This is a genomic window from Streptomyces sp. UNOC14_S4, assembly GCF_020740835.1.
Classification (GTDB): domain Bacteria; phylum Actinomycetota; class Actinomycetes; order Streptomycetales; family Streptomycetaceae; genus Streptomyces.
Genome location: NZ_JAINFC010000714.1, coordinates 1 through 2,947, shown reverse-complemented (window position 1 = coordinate 2,947; position 2,947 = coordinate 1). Strand labels below are relative to the sequence as shown.

The following is a 2,947-nucleotide window of genomic DNA, read 5'->3' as shown; positions in this document are numbered from 1 at the left end:
CTCGGCGGGGGAGTGAACGGCGGCTTCGGCTTGGGCGTGGGCGGTGGGGGAGTGGGCGCAGCCTCCCGTGGACTGGGAGGTGGTGGCGGCGGACTCGCGGGCGGTGCGGAGGAAACGGGCGCGACATGCGCGATGGGTTTCGGCGCCGACTTCGGCACATGTGCATGCCTGTGCTTCGGTACGGGCGCCGTGCTCGGTGTCGCCCGCGGCGCCGGAGCGGGTGCGACCGGACCGGCCGTGACCCGGTGCGCACGGTGATGCCCGGACGTGCCACCCATCAGCGCGTACGCGGCGACACCGCTGGCCACGACGGCCGCGCCCACCGCGATGCCGACCTTCGCCGATGCCCCCAGGCCCTCGCTCGCAGCGGCGCCCCCGCTTGTACCGGTGCCTCCGCTCGTACCCGAGCCACCCGCGGCTCCGGCCCCGGCGGCGCCCGTACTGCTCGTCGTTCCTCCGGCCGTCCCTCCCGCTGCCCCTGCCGCCGTACCCGCGCCCGCCGTTGAAGCCGTCCCGCCGGTCGCGGCTCCTGCCGCTCCCGTCGCTCCGCTCGACGCCGTACTGCCTGCCGTCGCCGTCGCCGCCGCACCCGCGCCCGCACCGGCGGTCGCCCCCGCGACCAGGCCCGTGGCGGCCTTGGCCGACAGGCTCGCGGCGGACCAGCCGATCACCGCCACCGGCAGCAGCGCCCGCAGCCGTGTGTTGACGTCGGCGACTTCCACCGCCGCCGTACGGCACTTCTCGCACTCCTCCAGGTGTTTGCGGAGCCCCCGCTCCGCCCGCGTGCGCAGCCCGCCCCGGGCGAAGGCGCCGAGCCGGTCGGCGTAGCGCGCGCACGAGCCGCCCGACGTGAGTGCCGCGCTCACATGGGCCTGCAGGTAGGCCTGCTTCAGCCCTTCGCGGGCCCGGTGCGCGAGCACCGCCGCCGCGTTGGCCGTCAGGCCCAGCAGCGGAGCGACCTCGCTGAGGGACTCCTCCTCCACCGTGGTGTGCCACAGGACCGTCTGCCACCGCGCGGGCAGACTGCGGAACGCCTGTACGGCCAGGGACTGCTCCGCCTCCCGCATGGCCAGCACATCCGCGCCGGGGCCGGCCCCCTCGCTGTCCGGCGTGCCGCGCGCGGCACGCGACGCCGAGGCGGCGAACGCCGCGAAGTCCTCGACCAGCTGCTCCCGGCGGGTGGTCTTCGCCCACGCCGCCGCGACCCGCCGCACCGTGGTCAGCAGATACGCCCGCACCGCCGCGTTGGGACCGCCGCCGCCCCGCACCGCCTGCAACGTGCTCGCGAAGACCTCGTTGGTGAGGTCCTCGGCGGTGTGGGGGTCCCGGCAACAGCTCCGGGCGTAGCGGCGCACCGCGGGCGCGTGCCGCCGGTAGAGCTCCTCGTACGCCTCGCTCTGGCCCGCGCGCATCCGCGTGACGAGCTCGATGTCCGAAGGCGGGGCATCGCCGGTGCGCTCCTCCTGGAGCGGCTCCTCGGAGGGGGAGTCGTCGGGCGGCGGAGTGCCGGGCGGTGCGTCGGGTGCTGACCAGGGCTCGGACCGTCGCACGTGCGAGGGCCGCGGCCGGGCCGGGAGGGCGCTGGTGCCACCGCTCTCGCCCGGGTCCCTTCCGTCCCGTCCCTCCCGCTGCTGAGGCACGCCCGGACCGGTCGCCCCGCCACGGCCGGGCAGCCGACGAGGAGGCGGGGAGCCCGCCCGCTCGCTCTCGCGCGTTTCATCCCGGCCGTCAACACCCATGGCGGAGGCCCCTGTACACACCAGCACACACGAACACCGTAAAAGCGTGGCACGGTGGCGGGCGTCACAGGCGATGCATACGCATCAACCACTCATCCGGGGAGTCTTCGGGCACCCGGCGTAACAGCGGTCACTCGAACGGGGAAGGATTTCCCGAACGCGTCCGGGTATCCCCGAACGTGCCCCGGGGGCACGCTCAGGGGACGGACGCGTCCGAGTGGCCCCGGGCGCGTCCGGCACGGGAAGCCGGGGACATCCTCCTCGGCCGAACCCCGCACTCCCTCGCTGCGTCTCACGCTGCTGCGCGGGGCGGGATCACTCCGCCGCGCGCAGCCGGCTCACTCCGCCGGGCGGGACCGGAGCCCCTCCAGCAGGATGTCCAGGAGCCGCGAGGAGGCCGCCGCCTGCTGCACCGCGTCCGGCAGCGAGGGCGCCGCCGTCGCTATCACCAGCAGCACGTCGGCCACGGTGACGTCGGGCCGCAGCTGGCCCGCCGCGCGGGCCCGGTCGACCAGGCGCCCGACGACCTCCAGCAGGGCCGCCGCGCCGGAGTCCTCGCGCTCGGCGACCTGGGCCGCCCGCTGCTCGACGAGCCGCAGCTCGTGCAGCTGGCCGCCGGTGGCTCCCGGCTGCCGCTGCTGCGGCACCCGGGCCTCGATCTGCTCCTCGGCGTCGCCGTCGACGCCCACGCGCAGCACCTGCGGCGGCAGCAGCCGCCCCGCGCCCGAGGCCACCGACGTACGCAGGAACCGGGAGAGGGCCGACCACGGCTCGTCCTCCTGGCCCAGCGCCGTGCGCGCCTGCTCGGTCAGCCGAGCGGTCTCCTCCTCGGCTATCCGCCGCACCAGTACGTCCTTGCTCGGGAAGCGGCGGTAGACCGTCCCGACACCCACCCGGGCCCGGCGCGCCACGTCCTCCATGGGCGCCCCGTACCCCAGCTCGCCGAAGACCTCGCGAGCCGCACGCAGGACATGTTCGAGATTGCGCTGAGCGTCGACGCGCAGCGGAGTGCTCCGGCCGCCGTTGGCGTCCGCGGACGCGACAGCGGTCGACCAATGAGAGCCCTGAATGTGCATATGTGTTCCCCCGGTTATGACGTCTCCCCCCGGAGACTCCCCGCCCTGACTGCCGGAGCGCGTCTCTGACACCCCGACGGAGTACGAACATAGTTGAGCCCAGGTCAAGAAAGAAGAGGTAGCTGTCTCTTA

Annotated in this window: 2 protein-coding genes; both read right to left on the bottom strand. The window is 75.0% G+C overall.

Annotated features, from left to right (window positions below; genetic code table 11):
- Positions 1 to 1,739 (bottom strand): sigma-70 family RNA polymerase sigma factor (locus K6I34_RS34745; protein ID WP_229332028.1); only part of this gene is annotated, 1,739 nt, incomplete at its 3' end.
- Between the two features lie 338 nt (positions 1,740 to 2,077).
- Positions 2,078 to 2,815, bottom strand: a complete 738-nt coding sequence (locus K6I34_RS34740; protein WP_121799380.1) for a TetR/AcrR family transcriptional regulator — start codon at positions 2,813 to 2,815, stop codon at positions 2,078 to 2,080.
- Positions 2,816 to 2,947 lie beyond the last annotated feature (132 nt).